General features: G+C 47.0%; 17 protein-coding genes and 2 tRNA genes. 5 read left to right on the top strand and 14 right to left on the bottom strand.

What is annotated here, in order from left to right; genetic code table 11:
* The coding region (locus RM811_RS08020; protein ID WP_402522705.1) for a hypothetical protein at window positions 1–327 on the top strand (327 nt) is incomplete at its 5' end.
* A gap of 101 nt (window positions 328–428) precedes the next feature.
* On the opposite strand, the gene RM811_RS08025 is transcribed toward RM811_RS08020, so the two are convergent.
* The 6 genes from RM811_RS08025 to RM811_RS08050 form a co-directional block, all read right to left on the bottom strand.
* Window positions 429–515: transfer RNA gene (locus tag RM811_RS08025), tRNA-Leu, on the bottom strand.
* Between the two features lie 34 nt (window positions 516–549).
* Window positions 550–636: transfer RNA gene (locus RM811_RS08030), tRNA-Leu, on the bottom strand.
* A gap of 108 nt (window positions 637–744) precedes the next feature.
* Window positions 745–900 carry a hypothetical protein gene (locus tag RM811_RS08035; protein ID WP_402522708.1) on the bottom strand — a complete coding sequence of 52 codons (156 nt, stop codon included), beginning with the start codon at window positions 898–900 and terminating at the stop codon, window positions 745–747.
* 204 nt (window positions 901–1104) lie between these two features.
* Window positions 1105–1464, bottom strand: a complete 360-nt coding sequence (locus RM811_RS08040) for a helicase (RefSeq protein ID WP_402522711.1) — start codon at window positions 1462–1464, stop codon at window positions 1105–1107.
* 231 nt (window positions 1465–1695) lie between these two features.
* Window positions 1696–1968: an HU family DNA-binding protein gene (locus tag RM811_RS08045; RefSeq protein WP_402522713.1), complete on the bottom strand. Its 273-nt coding sequence runs from the start codon at window positions 1966–1968 to the stop codon at window positions 1696–1698.
* A 199-nt stretch (window positions 1969–2167) separates the two neighbouring features.
* Window positions 2168–2335 (bottom strand): rubredoxin, encoded by a 168-nt coding sequence (locus tag RM811_RS08050; protein ID WP_402522716.1) that lies wholly within the window; start codon window positions 2333–2335, stop codon window positions 2168–2170.
* A gap of 283 nt (window positions 2336–2618) precedes the next feature.
* Here RM811_RS08050 and RM811_RS08055 point away from each other — a divergent pair, with 283 nt between their 5' ends.
* The 4 genes from RM811_RS08055 to phoR all read left to right on the top strand — a co-directional run bounded on the left by RM811_RS08055 (window position 2619) and on the right by phoR (window position 6582).
* Window positions 2619–3158 (top strand): chorismate--pyruvate lyase family protein, encoded by a 540-nt coding sequence (locus RM811_RS08055; RefSeq protein WP_402522718.1) that lies wholly within the window; start codon window positions 2619–2621, stop codon window positions 3156–3158.
* A gap of 182 nt (window positions 3159–3340) precedes the next feature.
* The gene (gene ubiA / locus RM811_RS08060) at window positions 3341–4261 is read left to right on the top strand and encodes a 4-hydroxybenzoate octaprenyltransferase (protein WP_402522720.1); all 921 of its coding nucleotides are present in this window, start codon (window positions 3341–3343) and stop codon (window positions 4259–4261) included.
* Between the two features lie 245 nt (window positions 4262–4506).
* Window positions 4507–5196 (top strand): phosphate regulon transcriptional regulator PhoB, encoded by a 690-nt coding sequence (gene phoB / locus RM811_RS08065; protein ID WP_402522723.1) that lies wholly within the window; start codon window positions 4507–4509, stop codon window positions 5194–5196.
* A 33-nt stretch (window positions 5197–5229) separates the two neighbouring features.
* Entirely contained in the window at window positions 5230–6582 is a 1353-nt protein-coding gene (phoR, locus tag RM811_RS08070) for a phosphate regulon sensor histidine kinase PhoR (RefSeq protein ID WP_402522726.1), read from the top strand.
* Between the two features lie 84 nt (window positions 6583–6666).
* On the opposite strand, the gene RM811_RS08075 is transcribed toward phoR, so the two are convergent.
* The 8 genes from RM811_RS08075 to RM811_RS08110 all read right to left on the bottom strand — a co-directional run bounded on the left by RM811_RS08075 (window position 6667) and on the right by RM811_RS08110 (window position 17051).
* A complete protein-coding gene (locus tag RM811_RS08075) occupies window positions 6667–7107 on the bottom strand; it encodes a hypothetical protein (RefSeq protein WP_402522729.1) in 441 nt (146 codons plus the stop codon).
* Window positions 7108–7556: 449 nt separating this feature from the next.
* On the bottom strand, window positions 7557–9059 hold the full coding sequence (locus tag RM811_RS08080; protein ID WP_402522731.1) for a SpoVR family protein: 1503 nt from the start codon (window positions 9057–9059) through the stop codon (window positions 7557–7559).
* On the bottom strand, window positions 9056–10333 hold the full coding sequence (locus RM811_RS08085; protein WP_402522733.1) for a YeaH/YhbH family protein: 1278 nt from the start codon (window positions 10331–10333) through the stop codon (window positions 9056–9058). Before RM811_RS08085 ends, RM811_RS08080 begins: the two co-directional genes overlap by 4 nt.
* An 81-nt stretch (window positions 10334–10414) precedes the next feature.
* Window positions 10415–12337, bottom strand: a complete 1923-nt coding sequence (locus RM811_RS08090) for a PrkA family serine protein kinase (RefSeq protein WP_402522735.1) — start codon at window positions 12335–12337, stop codon at window positions 10415–10417.
* 261 nt (window positions 12338–12598) lie between these two features.
* Window positions 12599–13708 carry a dihydrolipoamide acetyltransferase family protein gene (locus tag RM811_RS08095; RefSeq protein WP_402522737.1) on the bottom strand — a complete coding sequence of 370 codons (1110 nt, stop codon included), beginning with the start codon at window positions 13706–13708 and terminating at the stop codon, window positions 12599–12601.
* 190 nt (window positions 13709–13898) lie between these two features.
* Window positions 13899–14876: an alpha-ketoacid dehydrogenase subunit beta gene (locus RM811_RS08100; RefSeq protein WP_402522739.1), complete on the bottom strand. Its 978-nt coding sequence runs from the start codon at window positions 14874–14876 to the stop codon at window positions 13899–13901.
* Window positions 14869–15993 carry a pyruvate dehydrogenase (acetyl-transferring) E1 component subunit alpha gene (gene pdhA, locus RM811_RS08105; RefSeq protein ID WP_402522742.1) on the bottom strand — a complete coding sequence of 375 codons (1125 nt, stop codon included), beginning with the start codon at window positions 15991–15993 and terminating at the stop codon, window positions 14869–14871. The genes RM811_RS08100 and pdhA overlap by 8 nt, the downstream gene beginning before the upstream one ends.
* An 11-nt stretch (window positions 15994–16004) precedes the next feature.
* Window positions 16005–17051, bottom strand: coding sequence for a Leu/Phe/Val dehydrogenase (locus RM811_RS08110; RefSeq protein WP_402522745.1), 1047 nt, complete (start codon window positions 17049–17051; stop codon window positions 16005–16007).
* Between the last annotated feature and the right edge of the window lie 535 nt (window positions 17052–17586).

Consider the following 17586-nt stretch of genomic DNA (forward strand, 5'->3'; position numbering starts at 1 on the left):
GACGATGTTATTTCTGACGCCCCTGTACCAGGCCTTATACCGATATTCGAGCATAAACGATGTGATTTCACACAGTTGATTATGGCAGAGATAGCGCTGATTTCCTTTACGGCAAAAACCGTTCTTCCCAACGAGCGAGAGCTGGCAGTCGGGGCATTTAACTTCAATAAGACACGTCATAGGACGTATATTGGGATGAAGAGTATTTTTGTCAGTATGGGATTATCCCTATCCACACATTTGGCCCACTACCCACGAAGGATTAGTATCCGGTCACAAAACAATGGAAGCGAAGAAGATCTATATAAGGAAAACCCAAGAAGTTAAGGGTACGAGATAAACAACAGAGGAAGTGTTATGAGAGAGACTATCACCGGGCAAATCGTCCGGTTTTTTTTGCGTTTTTACTTGCGATTTTTAATGCGAGATGGTGCCCAGAAGAAGACTCGAACTTCCACACCCTTACGGATACTAGCACCTGAAGCTAGCGCGTCTACCAATTCCGCCACCTGGGCATACACTTATAACTTACTGATTTTGAACGATGATTGGTGCCCAGGAGAAGACTCGAACTTCCACACCCTTACGGATACTAGCACCTGAAGCTAGCGCGTCTACCAATTCCGCCACCTGGGCATCGTCAAAATTTCACTGCACTTTATTGAACTTCCGTTCAAAAAACAAGACGCTTTTTTAGCCAGTAGTTTTAGGATTCTTTTTAGGAAACGACAATTGTCATCTATCTTAAAAAATCTTCAACCATTTGTTTTGCAAGGACAAAAGTCCAAAAACAAAACGACGAACGGTTAAACACACACCAGCACCTGAAGCTAGCGCGTCTACCAATTCCGCCACCTGAGCCTTGTCACCGCCGTCCAACAACTCAGCGATGCGGCGCATATTAGAGATCAGCTGACAGACTGTCAACTACTTAAAATAAGTTTAATTGAAGGACAAAGGAATGCACTGATATCTGGTTCGGTTATTCACACAACCAAAGAAACTCTGGCGATTAATGAAAGCCATCCATGGTCATCATTTTGTGCTTTTCAGAAGTTAAACGACAGAAACTCATACCCTGCATAATTATGTAGCAAGGCAACCTCAGCCTTTTATGGCGGAAGTCATGGTTTGGAACCACATCATTTTGCTGAGATCGCCGCTGGCTACGATATTCTGCTCCTGAACACCGCGCATAAATGCTTCCTGTGCATTTCTGGCCGTTAAAATTTCAAAACCTTTGGAAGCAGAAGCAAAGGATAGTTCAAATGTTGGCTCTTTAATGGAACCTGATACAGGATAAACCTGCTCGTCTTTCACAATGTAATGGCGTGCAACACCATCCTGACTGCTCAACTGAAAAGTCAGGTCCTGACCTTCAAGTGTTTTCCGAAAAGTCTGATTCTTACGGCTGGCTCGTTTCATCATGAAACCAAGCGCCCATAACAACAATCTGAACTTCAAAATACAGTTCCTCTGATTTACATGATTATCCAAAAAAGCTGCCCAAAAATACAAAAAGAAAACACCTTCCTAAAGCACAGCCTCCATTTGGCTGAACAATAGGAAAATGTTTTCCGGGAAGTGTGTGCAAGCAATACTGGATACGCTGGGGTAACCTGAATGCAGGCTATCCATATAGACCTCTGTAAAAAACCACTTCTAGTCTATTTCTATAGACAGCCAGATTTCAACTTAGTTAACTGCTTCTTTTAACGCTTTACCAGGTTTGAAGGCGACTGTTTTGCTGGCCTTGATTTGAATGGTTTCACCGGTTTGAGGGTTTTTGCCGGTACGGGCTGCCCGGCTGCGCTGTTCAAAGGTGCCAAAGCCTACCAGATTGACACTGTCTGCCGATTTCATGGCACCAGTGATGGCTGCCAGAACGGCATTGAGGGCCAGGGTGGCCTTGTCTTTACTGATATCAGCTTCGTCAGCAATCGCATTGACCAGGTCGGGTTTACGCATAGTGAATTCACTCCATTTTGTTTTTCTTGTTTCTTCCCTTGAAGAAAGGGTTTTTCACTTCCTGAGCACCAATTATACAAAGACTTTGCAACAGACATACGGCTCACAGACAAAAATAGACTAAAACACCGCTGCCGTTAGGGCAATAGGCTGGAGCAATAGATTTAGGTATTTTCCCCAAAAATCGAGTATTTCCCACTTATCTGACCTCCATCATCTCAAAATCGGTCTTCCCTGTACCGCAATCCGGGCAAAGCCAATCCTTCGGAACATCGTCCCAGGAAGTTCCGGCAGGAATGCCGTCATCAGGCCAGCCCACCGCTTCATCATAAATAAAACCACAGACCATACACTGCCACTTTTTCATGATTCTCTCCCATGCCCATCGTCGATCTAAAAGTAGTCATTGAAAAACAATAAAGAGTAAAAATTAGAATGAAATTCCCGGAACGTTTGCTATTTTTGAAGCTTCCATCAAAGATCAGGATAAATCCGTCAACGTTTCAGAGGGTACAAAGCTGAACGATGGTGATATTCTGTCCATGTACTGGTATGCGGAGCGGGTTGAAGGAGCATTACTCCAATAATACTGACCAATGTGATTGACAGAGTCTGGAGTAGCCGTTTGACTTCAGGCAGGTGTACTGCTGATGCCCTTTGCCGATTTTGCTGATATAACCTGGCAGCCTGCCATTGAAGCCAGACACATTCCCGAATCACTTCGGGAAATGATACTGGATCAGAACTCGCTTACCCGACGGCTGAAACAATTACATAACAATGCGTTTTTTGTTCGTGTGATCTCCCATGAATGGCAGGAACCTTCTCCAGCAGAGAAGCGGTTTCTTAACTGTGATGATCACCGCGCCAGCATTCGGGAGGTTTTGCTGTTCGGCTCAGGCCGACCCGTTGTTTTTGCCCGCAGCGTGCTACCTGAATCAAGCCTTGCCGGAGATAACAAAGCGCTTTTAAACCTTGGTGAAAAGCCACTGGGAGAATACATTTTCACCCAGCCCGGCTTACGTCGAGGCCCTATTGAAATAACGGATATCCCAGCCAGGCAGTTTAACGCCCACCTCGATTTTGACTTTGAAACAGAAATCGCCTGGGCCAGACGATCTCTGTTCTATTTAAGAGAAAAACCCATCTTGGTTTGTGAAGTTTTTCTGCCTGCTCCGGAGCAGAGTTAATCTGCTCCAGTATCATTTTCAAACATGGTAGTCTCCACTATAAGTAATGTACTCTGGCAGACCGACAAAACAAAAACTGCATACATTCGAACGAATCGCAGGCTGGCTGCTCAAACTTTTTTTAAAGAAGCTTTTCGACTGGAAGGTCGAGCTTATTACCAAATACGGTTTTATGAGAGCAGATGAAATTTTTACAAGCAATAACAAGCTGTAATACCGGCTTTATAAAAAAAGGGGCAGAGCTGCTGGATCACCATCTGCCACGCTGGAAAGACTTTATTCAACTGGCCCGTCTGGATCGTCCCGTTGGCATCTATCTTTTGCTGTGGCCAACACTCTGGGCTCTCTGGCTGGCAGCAGATGGTATACCCACAACCCATAACCTTGTCGTTTTTATTGCCGGCGTCATCCTGACCCGCAGTGCAGGCTGTGTCATTAATGACTATGCAGACCGACATTTTGACGGCCATGTTAAACGGACCCATCAGCGACCACTGGTGACCGGAAAAGTAACACCCAAAGAAGCCCTGATTTATGCTGGCTGCCTTTTTGTGGCGGCGTTTCTACTGGTGCTGACCACCAATACATTGACCATCACCCTTTCATTCGCAGCCTTGATACTGGCATCAGCCTATCCTTTTGCTAAACGCCATACCTATCTGCCCCAGGTCGTTCTGGGTGCTGCATTTGGCTGGGCCATTCCCATGGCGTTTGCCGCAGAAGCCGGTGAGCTGACCACTCAGACATGGTTGCTGTTCACGGCAAACCTTCTGTGGACTGTCGCCTATGATACGCAATACGCCATGGTAGACAGAGACGATGATCTGAAAGTAGGTATCAAATCTACAGCCATTCTATTTGGTGAAATGGATAACCTGATTATTGGCTGCTTCCAGGTCATAACCTTGGTTGCCATGGTGATGCTGGGACTACAGCTGGAATTGAACTGGCCATTCTATTTAAGTCTTGCTGTGGCCGCGTCAGGGTTTGCCTGGCAGCAATGGACAACCCGCACCCGTGAAAGAGACCGTTGCTTCAAAGCATTCCTTGCCAACCATTGGGTGGGGGCGGTGATTTTCCTGGGTATTGCCTGCTCTTTGTAAGCTGTAAGCAAAGAACATTCAGCATCAAGCTACAGGCATCTACTGGTTAAAATCCGTTGTCCGCAGCAGCATACGCTGCACCGGCTTTTTCGGGCAGCGGGCGGCGGATAGCGGGCAGCGTTCGTTTATGTCTTGCCAAATTTCATCGATCGTCATTTTTCTGTAACATTCTCCCGCTGTAATACCTGACATATAATAAATGGTTATTGAATAAATCAGCACTCATTCAATCTTGGGGTACTCTCATGTCTGGCAAAACAATTCTAATTGTGGATGATGAAGCACCCATCAGGGAAATGGTCGCCATGGTCCTTGAAATGGCCGGCTACCAATGCATAGAAGCGGCTAATGCAAAGCAGGCTCATTCACTGGTTATTGATAACAGGCCAGACCTGATTTTGCTGGACTGGATGCTGCCGGATATCTCAGGTATTGAACTGGCTCGCCGACTCAAGCGTGACCAGCTAACGGAGGAAATCCCAATCATTATGTTGACGGCCAAGGGTGAAGAAGACCATAAAATCCAGGGGCTGGAAACAGGAGCGGATGATTACATCACAAAACCCTTCTCCCCCCGTGAACTGGCCGCCCGCCTGAAGGCAGTACTTCGCAGAACTCAGGGTTCAGATGAACACGCTACCATTGTCGTTAAAGGCCTGGAGCTTGACCCTGTCAGCCATCGGGTAAGCATTGATGGTAATGCCGCAGATATGGGTCCAACTGAATACCGGCTTCTGCAATTCTTTCTGACCCATCAGGAGCGGGCTTATACCCGTGGTCAGTTGCTTGACCAAGTCTGGGGTGGCAATGTGTACGTTGAAGACAGAACCGTCGACGTTCATATCCGCCGGTTGCGCAAAGCACTTGGCAGTGGTTATGAAAACTATATTCAAACGGTCAGGGGCACTGGCTACCGATTTTCTACCAAAGCCTGAAGCTACCAGCCAAACAAATTCCGGAATTAACATGTGGCTCATATTACGTTGACGGGTACTACCTCTATCCGGTCCTGGTTCACTGGTCGAATATTATCAGTGTTTGCTGCCGGGCTGTTTGCCGGCTGGCTGGCTGACCAGATTTTTCTGGGTCTTTTTATTGCCACGCTGATTTATCTGATCTGGAGCCATCGTCAACTTCATCGGTTAATTGGCTGGCTTGATGAAGCATCTCGCAAGGAGCTTGACCCTCCGGAAAGCTCCGGTATCTGGGGTGAAGTTTTTGATGGCATTTACCGGATACAGCGTCGACACAACCGGTCAAAGCAACGACTGGCCAACGTTATAGAGCGAATTCAGGAATCCACAGCCGCACTAAACGACGGCATTATTATGGCAGACCAGAATGGCTGTCTTGAGTGGTGGAACCGGGCTGCTGGTGAGCTGCTTGGCCTGCAAATGCCTGATGATCAGGGTCAGCCGCTGACCAATCTGGTCAGGAATCCGAAGCTTGCCAGTTATATGGAACACAGCCCTGATAAGGACCCCATAAAAATTGAATCACCCGCCCATGATAACCGACAGCTGCAAATAGCAATTACCGTCTATGGTCAGGGCAACCGGCTGCTTCTGGTACGCGATGTGAGTCGTTTACATCAACTTGAGACCATGCGCACTGATTTTGTTGCTAACGTGTCTCATGAGTTAAGAACCCCACTGACGGTGATTTCCGGCTATCTGGAAACTCTGATCGACGGAGCAGAGCATAATCCAGATATACCACCGGCATTTAATCGGGCACTGAATCAGATGCAGGAACAGGCATCCAGAATGCAGCGCCTGATCGAAGACCTGTTACTTCTTTCCCGTCTTGAAGCGACAGAGCCCGAGAGAAAGAGCCAGTCGGTCGCACTCAAACCATTATTGAAAGGTATTATGGATGATGCCAAAGCACTGAGTGGTGAAAACCAGCATCAGTTGCAACTGGAATGTGGGGATGATATTTCTTTAACCGGCGACGCTATGGAGCTTCGCAGCGCCTTTTCCAACCTGACCTACAACGCAATTCGCTACACACCCGCTGGTGGGAAAGTCCTGTTAAAGTGGTGGCAAGATCAGGAAGGTGGCCACCTGATGATTCAGGATAATGGTGTGGGTATCGACCCGGTACATATTCCCAGGCTAACTGAGCGTTTTTATCGTGTGGATAAAAGTCGAAGTAATGCTACAGGGGGAACAGGTTTGGGTTTGGCCATTGTGAAGCATGTTCTTCTTCGGCATGAAGGCCGTATCAGCATCAGCAGCCATCCTGGTAAAGGAAGCCGGTTTATTTGCCACTTCCCATCATCAAGAGTCATTATCAAGAACCTGTCACACAATCATTGACGCTTAACTTTCTGGCGCTCTTGAAATAAAAAATTTTGAAATATAAAAAAAGGGCTAAGCAGCCCTTTTTTTAATCGAATGGAGTTACTCTGTAATCTCGCCCAGAGCACATTCCAGACGCTTCTTGCCAGTACGCTGCAGGTAAGCCTGGAAGTCACGTGGCAGACGGCCAGTAGTAGCACCTTCCCACTTAACACGATCACCAGTCTCAGTCTCGTATTCAAAAGTGTACTTTTGAATGTTTCTGCGACGCTTAGGCGCAGCATCATCCAGTTCCAGACTACCAACGCCCAGGTCATTCATGGAAACGCCACGGTCAGACATGATCTGTTTGATGGCTTCGATGCTTTCCTGCTTCTTCTGACGCTTTTCGTCATCTTTAGCACGAGATTCCTGCTTCTCGGCCAGAACATCGTTCAGACGAGAAATAATGCGTTCCAGATCTTCAGCATGCACATCTTTAAACAGTTGGCGAATACGGGTTTTGCTGCTGAGGCGATGCTGAACTTCTTCAAAAATGTTCATTTACTTTACGGCTCCTTGGTTTTGATAGAATTTCCAATTCAGGAATAAACGCGTTCAATTCGATGATCTTTATACAGCAAGATTTTTTTAGATGGAAGTACCATTATATAAATATTAAAAATAATGTGAATGGATAATAGTAAAAAAGATAGCCTGTTAATTATGTTTTGTACGACTGATCCTATCTCACAGGTTGTTTTTTTGAACAAATCATTATTAGTTCTAATAAGAATACGTTGTATAAATCAGAGGAATGGTTCAAATGCATCATTTTAACTCAGAAAAGATAGATCTTAGCGGCCAGTTTTATTGGCATGAAATTTTAAAACACAGCGAACAGTAACACCAGAAAGTCACTCGCAACGGCTGTTACTATTTATTCATATGACCCTCTACCGATGACTAATGTTTTTACTGTCCAAAAAATCATAGCCCTGATCGCAAGCGTATCATTTACGCTTGGCATTCTCACTGCACTGCCAGCTTTGAGTCACTGCACCATGCTCAAAAGATTCAATTTCCACATCAAACTGCCAGATACTGTGTATATGCTTTAGTAGCTCATCCGTTTCTTTACCCAGTGGCCTGCCCTCGTGTTGATAATGGCGAAGTGTCAACATTCGATCGCCCCGGACATTCACATTATAAACCTGGATATTGGGCTCCCGGTTTCCCAGGTTGTATTGGGCTGCCAGTGATTCCCGAATAGTTTTGTAGCCTGGTTCATCATGAATACTGTCCACCTCCAGATAGGAGCGGGCCTCATCATCCAGAATAGAAAACAGCCTTAAATCTCTCATCACCTTCGGCGAAAGAAACTGCAGGATAAAGCTTTCATCTTTAAAGTTTTGCATGGCGAAGTGCACAGTATCCAACCAGTCACTGCCGGCTATATCCGGAAACCACTCCCGATCTTCATCCGTAGGGTTCTCACAAATACGCCGAATATCCATGAACATACTGAAGCCAAGTGTGTATGGATTGATGCCGCTGTAATGCGGACTATCAAAAGGCGATTGATAAATAACACTGGAATGGGAGTGAATAAACTCCAGCATAAAGCCATCGGACACTTTGCCTTCATTGTAAAGTTCATGAATAAGGTGGTAGTGCCAGAAGCATGCCCAGCCTTCATTCATCACCTGGGTTTGTTTCTGGGGGTAATAGTATTGGGCAATTTTTCTGGCTATTCGTAAGAGTTCACGCTGCCAGGTCTCAAGCAGTGGGGCGTTTTTTTCAAAGAAATAGAGCAGGTTTTCTTCAGGATCCTGCGGGAAGCGTTCTTCTTTATCTTCTTCTGTTTTCTCAACTTTGGGAATGGTTGACCATATATCGTTCAATGTTCTCTGGATGTATTCGGCCCGGTCTTCCTGTCTGGCTTTTTCCTGCTCTGCCGAAAGGGGTCTTGGTCTTTTATACCGGTTAACCCCCTGATTCATTAATGCATGACTGGCATCCATTATCTCTTCAACCGCTTCAATACCGTATTTTTCTTCGCACTGGGCAATATAGTTTTTGGCAAATAACAGGTAATCAATAATGGATTCAGCATCCGTCCAGGCTTGAAAAAGATAATTCCCCTTGAAGAAGGAGTTATGACCATAGCTGGCATGAGCCAGTACCAAAGCCTGCATAGTGATGGTATTTTCTTCCATCAGGTAAGCAATACAGGGGTTTGAGTTAATCACGATCTCATAGGCCAGCCCCATTCTGCCCCGCTGATAATTCTGCTGGGTATGAAGAAATTGCTTCCCAAAACTCCAGTGGTTGTACATTAATGGCATACCCGTAGAAGCGTAGGCATCCATCATCTGTTCTGAGCTGATAATCTCAATTTGATTGGGATAGGTATCCAGCCGAAAACGGTCAGCAAGAAGAGCAAGCGCCTTATCGTATTGTTGAATCAGCTCAAAGGTCCACTCCGAGCCAGTGGAGATCAGCTTGCTGCTCATGCATTTTCCTTTTTCTCAAACAGTTTGCGGAAAACCGGATAAATATCACTGGGTGATTTGATCTGCTGCATGGCAAAGTGATCTTTAAATTTCTCAGCGATACTCTGGTACTCACGCCATAAATTCTGGTGGGCACGATCAGTAATTTCCACATAACAGTAATACTGAACCTTTTGCATAATCTGCTCACTCAGAATCTTGGTACAGACACTGGAGTCGCCTTCCCAGTTATCACCATCGGATGCCTGGGCAACATAGATATTCCAGTCAGCCGGGCTGTAACGTTTATTAATAACATCACGGGTCATTTCCAGTGCGCTGGAGACAATGGTTCCGCCGGTTTCCCTTGAGTAGAAAAAGTCGTCTTCATCCACCTCTTTTGCGGCCGTATGATGACGAATGAAAACCACTTCGATTTCTTTATAATTTCTTTGCAGAAACAGATAGAGAAGGATGAAAAACCGTTTAGCCATGTCTTTGATATCTTGTGTCATGGAGCCTGACACATCCATCACACAGAAAATAACCGCTTTGTTACTGGGAGAGGGTACTTTGACCATATTGTTGTATTTCAGGTCATAGTCATCAATGAAGGGTAATTTCTTTAACTTGGCATTAAGCTCTTTTATTCTTTCCCTGAGTTCAAGGACGCGATCCTGATCCGTTTCATCAGGACTGACCTCCATCTCGCGCAGTTCTTTTTTAAGCGCCCTTACTTCCCGGCGATCACCGCCGGACAATGCAATTCGACGAGCATGAGCAGAGCGCAGTGAACGAATAACATTAAGACGATCCGGAGAACCTGCCGTCGTATAACCTGCCTGTCGAATTTTGAACTCTGTCATATCCTCAAGCTGTTTCCGAACCAGGTTCGGTAGTTCAAGGTTATCAAACATATGTTCCAGAAATTCATCATGATTAATCTGGAAACTGAATTCATCCATCCCTTCGCCGCTGTTACCGGCTTTACCCTTACCACTGCCAGAGCCACCACCACCGGATGGACGCTTAATGCGGTCACCGCTGACAAATTCCTTGTTACCCGGATGGACCTGCTTATGACGCCCACCCTGACCATGGTGAAAAGTCGGCTCGGATAGATCTTTTGTGGGAATGGTGACTTCACTGCCAGAAACAACATCAGTAATGGAGCGTTTATTCACAGCATCGGACACCGCTTTCTTGATGTGCTTCTTATACCTTTCAAGAAATCGCTGACGATTGACGGTACTTTTATTTTTCCCGTTCAACCGTCGATCGATGATAATACTCATGAACACGCTCCTTGTATAAAACAAGACAGAGCAGAGTGACTATCCTTTCACCCTGAACAAACGACTCTGCCAGTACAACAATTACTGCGACTTACGAACGCGAATGTACCACTCAGCCAGCAGGCGCACCTGCTTCTCGGTATAGCCACGATCTACCATGCGTTTAACAAACTCGTTGTGCTTCTTCTGGTCGTCATTACTGCCTTTGGCATTAAAGGAGATAACCGGTAACAGGTCCTCAGTGTTAGAGAACATCTTCTTCTCAATCACCGAGCGCATTTTCTCGTAACTGAGCCAACTTGGATTTTCACCATTGTAGTTAGCCCTGGCCCTGAGTACGAAGTTAACTACCTCATTACGGAAGTCCTTCGGATTAGCAATGCTGGCGGCTTTCTCAATTTTTTCCAGTTCATCATTAATGGCAGAACGATCAAGAATATCGCCGGTTTCAGGATCACGATATTCCTGATCCTGAATCCAGAAGTCGGCATAGGTAATGTATCGGTCAAAAATGTTCTGGCCGTACTCTGAGTACGATTCAAGATAAGCCGTCTGTATCTCCTTACCGAGAGACTCAATGTACTTGGGCGCCAGGAATTCTTTCACATACCGCAAATAACGCTCATGCACTTCTTTTGGATACTGTTGCTGCTCAATCTGCTGTTCCAGCACATACAGCAAATGAACAGGATTCGCCGCGATTTCCGTGGGGTCGAAATTGAACACTTTTGAGAGGATCTTGAAAGCAAAACGGGTAGAAAGACCATCCATACCTTCATCGACACCGGCCGCATCCCGATATTCCTGCAAAGGTTTGGAATTGGGATCCGTATCTTTCAGGTTTTCGCCGTCATAAATCCGCATTTTGGAATAGACATTGGAGTTCTCTGGCTCCTTGATACGGGACAACACGGTAAACTTGGCCAGCATTTTCAACGTATCTGGCGCACAGGGAGTATCTTTCAGGGAGCTATTGGCAAGCAGCTTCTCGTAAATATGAATCTCTTCCGTAACCCGGGTACAGTAGGGCACCTTGACGATGTTAACCCGGTCAATAAACGCTTCATTGGTTTTATTATTCCTGAAGGTTTGCCACTCTGATTCATTGGAGTGCGCAAGAATAATTCCATTATACGGAATGGCGCCCATACCTTCGGTACTGTTGTAGTTACCTTCCTGGGTAGCGGTCAGCAGCGGGTGCAGTACCTTGATCGGCGCCTTAAACATTTCCACAAATTCCATCATGCCCTGGTTAGCCCGACAGAGTGATCCGGAAAAACTGTAGGCATCAGGATCGTCCTGGGAATACTCTTCAAGCTGACGTATATCAACCTTACCCACCAGACTGGAAATATCCTGGTTATTCTCATCACCGGGCTCGGTCTTGGCAATAGCCACCTGATTGAGAATACTGGGATACAGTTTAACCACTTTGAATTTGGTAATATCACCACCAAACTCATTCAGTCGTTTCACCGCCCAGGGCGACATAATTCCGCCAAGATAGCGGTTAGGAATACCATATTCCTTTTCCAGAATATCGGCATCTTCAGCAGGGTTAAACAGATTCAGGGGGGATTCAAAAACCGGTGATCCCTTGATGGCATAAAGGGGTTCTTTTTCCATCAAGGCCTTGAGTCGTTCTGCCAGAGAGGATTTACCACCACCCACCGGGCCGAGCAAATATAAAATCTGCTTCTTTTCCTCAAGCCCCTGGGCGGCATGTTTAAAATAGGAAACAATCTGTTCTATGGCTTCTTCCATCCCATAGAACTCACGAAAAGCCGGGTAACGTTTGATCAGTTTGTTGGAAAATATACGACTGAGTCTGTGATCCCTTGAGGTATCCACCATCTCAGGTTCACCAATGGCCATCAGCATGCGCTCGGAAGCAATGGCATAGGCAGAAGGATCTTTCCTGCACAATGCCAGGTATTCTTCGATGGTCAATTCTTCTTGCTGGGTTGATTGAAATCTCTGCTGATAATTATTGAAGATATCCATGCCTTCACCCGCCTTTGTCTGATTTTGTTACCAGGAACATTTGGCCGATAGCCACACTGGAAACTCACCGCTCTCAGCATTAACTATCGGCAACGTCAGAACTTTGACCACGTTTTTTTATAAGTTTTACTGATCAAACCCAAATGCCAAAAAAGCCACTGTGTCCGGTTATAAACGCTATAAAAAAACATGACACTGCAAACATTCCTCGTTTAGCAGTGCAGTTTTTTCTTGCCCATAATTTATAATGTGGATTTTTACCTACTTCTGCAACTGTTGAATTATTGCATGGAGAAAACGGGTCGCTTCACCACCGGTAGCAGCGCGGTGATCAAACGACAGTGACAGTGGTAATAATCGATGACTCTGAGGCTTACCCCTAACGCTGACAATCTCTTCTCTTAATCGTCCAACCCCAATAATGCAAACCATGGGTGGCACAACGACCGGCGTTGCATATTTTCCAGCAAAAACGCCAAAGTTACTCAGGGTAATGGTTGCGCCCTGAAGTTCAGAATTTGGCAGACTTCTGTCTTTCACCCCTTTTCTGAGTTTATCAATGCTTGAACGAATCTGTTCTTTATCCATTGGCGATACATCCCGAATGACCGGAACAAACAACCCTTCTTCACTGTCTACTGCCAACCCCAAATCTACAACATCATGAACCTGTCGACTCATAGTGGCACCATCAAACCAGGCATTAAGTGCAGGCTCCTGCTCACAGGCACAGGCAATGGCCTGGATGAGACGAACGGTAATGTCTTCTTTGTCTTGCCAGTGGTGGATATCCACATCGTCAAACAGTGTCACGGGAACCACAGCAGCATGTGACTCTGCCATGATTCTGGCCATATGTTTACGAACCCCCTTTAGAGGTTCCGGCTTCTCTAATGGATAGTCCAATGGATATGATATTGAGTTTTCTACAGCCTTTGATTTGCGGTGACCAGCAACAGAACCCAGATCAACATGAAATTGCTCAGCAAGTGCATGAAGGCCACTTTGGACGGTAAGTGATGAAGAAGCTTGTTGCTCCTGACTTTCTGAAGGCGAACCAATAATAAAGGCTTCATCACTGCTGAGTCCGGAGTCATCACTGGCCAGCTTGCCTACCACCGTACCGCTGTCTTCCTGATCGGTTATAAACTCCATCAGTGGAGCCCCTGTCAGGATCGTATCTCCGGGTTGACCACATAGACGAGCAATGACGCCTGTACAGGGTGCAGGCACTTCTACGATCGCCTTGGCCGTCTCAACAGAAACCATTGGCTGATCTTCTTTAACATTATCCCCTTCGCTAACATGCCACTCAACAATATCAGCTTCAGGAATGCCTTCCCCAAGATCAGGTAAATTAAAAAAACGCATGGTGGTACCTTATTGTTATGAAAATGCTACCTCTGGTGATGGCAGCACTTGCCACGCAGGGCTGTTTAAAATAATTATTCCGTAGGTCGGTTCCCCGTTCAGGGGAGCCGACCAGCACCAGACTCTGATGGTTACATGCCGGTTGGTCCACGCGTCGGCTCGCAAGCGAGCCGACCTACGAATACCAATCTCAGGCCAATGCCTTGATAGCCGCCCTGACAATATCATCAGTCTGAGGCAGGTAGTGATCTTCCATCCGGTAGTAAGGCATCGTCGTATCAAAGCCGGTTACCCGTTCAACGGGGGACTTAAGGTCATTAAATGCTTTTTCCATCAGGCCAGCAGAAATCTCGGCTCCCACCCCAAAGCTGCGGCAGGCTTCATGAACAATCACACAACGGCCGGTCTTCCTGACCGATGTCAGAATGGTTTCCATATCCAGCGGCTTAATGGTGGCAACATCAATCACTTCTGCACTAACGCCATGAGTTTCCAGAATATTGGCTGCTTCCATGGTTTCCCTGATGGAAGCTCCCCAGCTAACCAGTGTGACATCCTGCCCTACCTTTAAAGTGAAACAGGTATCCAGTGGCAAGGGATCAGCGGCAACATCTATGTTCTGTTTGCTGGCTCTGTAGATACGTTTTGGTTCAAGGAAAATGACCGGGTCAGGCTCACTAATGGCTGAACGCAACAAACCATAGGCTCTGACTGGCGATGAAGGGATAACCACTCTCAACCCGGGTATATGGGCAAACAGTGCTTCCGTACTCTCCGAATGATGCTCCGGTGCATGAATACCACCACCAAAGGGCGCCCTTAACACAAGGGGACAAGCCAGACGACCACGGGTTCGATTTCTCATGCGTGCGGCATGACAGATCAGCTGCTCCATAGCGGGAAAGATAAAACCCATGAACTGTATTTCAGCCACCGGTTTCATCCCCTGGGCGGCCATGCCAATGCTGATACCGGCTATCAGTGCCTCTGCCAGTGGCGTATCCATTACCCGCTTTAAACCGTATTTATCCCGCAGGCCCTGAGTTGCACGAAAAACACCACCATTGACGCCTATATCTTCACCCAGAAGCACCACATCAGGATCTGATGCCATAGCATGATCAAGTGCCAGATTAACCGCCTCAACCATGGTCAGTTTGTTATCCATTGTGATGACCTCCGGCTGAATTTATTTTTCCCTGGCGCATCTGTTCTCTGGCCAACGCCTCCTGCTTCTGAAGATCCAGCTGGGCAGGCATGTTGGCGTAGTGATAATCAAACATATCTTCGATTTTAGGGAGAGGGGTATTCAGATAGGTTTGAACGGCTTTATCAATCAGACGATCTGCTTCTTCTTTTAACGCCAGCTCTTTACGCTCATCCCACAAACCACGATGGTATAAAAAGTTACGCAGTCGTTTAATGGGTTCTTTTTGCCAGGCGTCTTTAAGCTCCTCGCTGTCTCGATAGCGACTGGCATCATCCGCTGTGGTGTGATCACAAAGGCGATAGCTAATGGCCTCTATAACTGTCGCGCCCTTACCCTGCCGCGCCCGTTCGATCGCTGCACTGACCACGTCATGAAGGGCGATAACGTCATTACCATCCACCTGAAAAGACGGCAGACCAGCAGCCAGACCTTTCTGAGCCAGGGTTGGTGCACCGGACTGAATCTTCCGTGGAACCGAAATGGCCCATTGATTGTTATTAATGATATAAACCACCGGCAGCTGCCATGCACCGGCCAGATTAAGCGCTTCGCCAAAATCACCTTTCGAAGTAGCACCATCCCCCAAAGCACACAATGCCACCCTCAGAGGGTCACCCGCTTCATGGCGGATCTTGATAGCCGTAGCAATACCCGCAGCATGGCCAGCCTGAGTCGCAATAGGCACACAGGTTGGTAAATCCTGGCCCCAGGCCGGGCTGGCACTGCCTCGCTCATCACCTCCCCAATAGAGCATGACATCACTCAGGGGAATCCCCCTTCGCATCAGCCCCGGGAGATCACGATAATAAGGAATCAGTACATCGTCGTTTTTCAGTAGTGCAGCACAAACCGTACTGATGGCTTCCTGCCCAAGGCAGGAAGGGTAAGTCCCCATCTTTCCGGTACGTTGCAAAGCCACCGCTTTCTGATCACCCTGACGGGCAATCACCATGGTTCGGTAGTAATCAATCAGTATCGCTTCATTACTCACCCAGGCCGGAAGGTTTTTCAGAACTTCGCCCTCGGCATCAAGAAACTGCTCCATAGGTAGCAGATTGTTTTCAGTGGTATCCATTGTCACTCCCCCTATGCCGTCAACTGTGCGGAATCATCGCCATAGACAATGGCTTCCGCCATTTGGTCAGCGATAACACTGGCGGGCAAACCTACCTGATTCTGGCGACTGAAAATCTGCAACAGCGTATCGTGAATACCGCGAAGCCTTCTTTGCATATCATCCGGACTGCTTTGCAGATACGTCATGGCAACAAAAATCAGTCCACCCGCATTAATCAGGTAATCAGGGGCAAAGAGAATCTCCCGGTCAAAAAGGGCAAGTCCATCCTGCTCGGTTAATAGCTGATTGTTGGCTGAACCGGCAATGGCAGCACACTGGAGCTGCTCAATAGTTTCACTGTTCAGTACACCACCCAGTCCACAGGGGCTAAACAGATCACAGGGAACGCTATATATCTCATCCGGAGCAACAGCCCTGGCACCAAACTCACGCACACACTGGTCAACACGCTGTTGATTGATATCAGTCACGATCAGTTGTGCGCCATCGTTATGGAGTCGTTGACAGAGGTCGTATCCCACATTTCCCAAACCCTGTACGGCAACCCGCACACCTTTCAGAGTATCGGGGAGACTGGAATGGGCTTTCAGGCAGGCAAGTACGCCAAAGTAAACGCCTTCAGCAGTGAACGGCGCAGGACTTCCACAGGAAGAAGTACAGGTTACATGGGGAGACTGGGTAGCAATGACGTCCATATCGGCTATGGTGGTGCCACAGTCCATTGCCGTGGCATAGCGTCCCCCAAGCTCGTTGAGGAATCGGCCAAATGCTTCGAAAAGGGCCTTTCGGTCATAATCACCTTCAGGCTCCATAATGACCGCTTTACCACCACCAAATTCAAGCCCTGCCAGAGCGGCTTTATAGCTCATGCCTCGGGCAAGGCGAATAGCATCGGTAATAGCTTCGTTGGAAGAAGAGTAAGGAATAATTCGACAGCCACCGAGGGCAGGGCCCCTGCGGGTACTGTGAATGGCGATGACGGATTTGAGGCCAGATGCTTCATCAAATTTGCAATGAAGATCATTGATGCGCGCCTCGGCAATCTGTCTGAACATGACGGGATCCCTCCGTATGTTGCTCTGGTTTTAATCCCTTATCTATCGGCTTACCCAGGGTAAGGACAAGCTAACAAACAGGGCTGTTTATTTTTATTCTGGTTGAGCAGCTGAGAGCCAGAACTTTAATCACGATCAGTTTATAAAGTTCTATCAACTACCCGGCTTTTTAATAAAGCCTTATTCGATTACAGAGGAAAATCTGTGCCGTTGTCAATAGTCAGGACAGCACAAAAATCTGATTTCAGGCCTCATCTCCATGATCGTGAGGCTGTCGCAAAAGGGAGAATTAACACCCAACCGTCATCCCCGCGCAGGCGGGGATCCACTGCTCGAGATGGACTCCCGCCTTCGAGAGTGTCGCAAAAGGCCTTAAAAGAAGGAACCACAAAGGCACAAAGACACAAAGGAAGACTTTTTCTTTTGTTTGCAGCGCGTAGCGCTGGCAACTCCAAAAAACCTTTGTGCCTTTGTGGTTCAAGGCTTAATCTACCTTTTGCGACAGCCTCAGAGCGTGGGAACGAAGTGTACTCAG

It is taken from the genome of Endozoicomonas sp. (genome assembly GCF_031844845.1).
GTDB lineage: Bacteria > Pseudomonadota > Gammaproteobacteria > Pseudomonadales > Endozoicomonadaceae > Endozoicomonas.